Raw genomic sequence first — 704 nt, forward strand, 5'->3', positions numbered from 1 at the left:
TGTTGTTGCAGCTGCGAAGCGCAATGACAACGTAGTTCGTGTGGTGTCTGTGGATTACGATAACGCGCTTGATGAGTTCGATATCAGTCAGGAAATTACTTTCCAACCAGACAAAATGTGGGCGAATTACATTCGTGGTGTGGTGAAGTGCTTGCTTGAACGCGGTTATCAGTTTACTGGCGCTGATATTTCAGTCAGCGGTAATGTGCCGCAAGGGGCGGGGTTAAGTTCGTCTGCGGCTCTTGAAGTGGTTATCGGTCAGACGTTTAAAGTGCTATTCAATCTGGAAATCAGCCAATCTGAAGTTGCCTTAAATGGTCAGCAAGCGGAGAACGAGTTTGTCGGTTGCAATTGCGGCATCATGGACCAAATGATTTCCGCTGAAGGCCGAGAAAACCACGCTATGCTACTGGATTGTCGCAGCTTAGAAACCGAAGCGGTGTCAATGCCAGAGGATATGGCGGTGGTGATCATCAACTCGAATAAAAAGCGTGGATTGGTTGACAGTGAATACAACACGCGTCGCCAGCAGTGTGAAGAAGCCGCACGTATCTTTGGCGTTAAAGCCCTGCGTGATGTGACTATTGAGCAGTTTAATCAACAAGTTTCAAAGCTTGATGAAATGGTCGCCAAACGTGCGCGTCACGTTATTACTGAAAATGACCGCACAGTTGAAGCGGCAAAAGCGCTGCGCGCTCATGATA

1 protein-coding gene is annotated in these 704 nt (G+C 48.0%); it reads left to right on the forward strand.

The annotated features are described in order from the left end of the window. The coding region (galK, locus tag RXX31_RS08760) for a galactokinase (protein ID WP_317588787.1) at positions 1-704 on the forward strand (704 nt) is incomplete at both ends.

This window comes from Vibrio sp. EA2 (assembly GCF_033042495.1).
Taxonomy (GTDB): Bacteria; Pseudomonadota; Gammaproteobacteria; order Enterobacterales; family Vibrionaceae; genus Vibrio.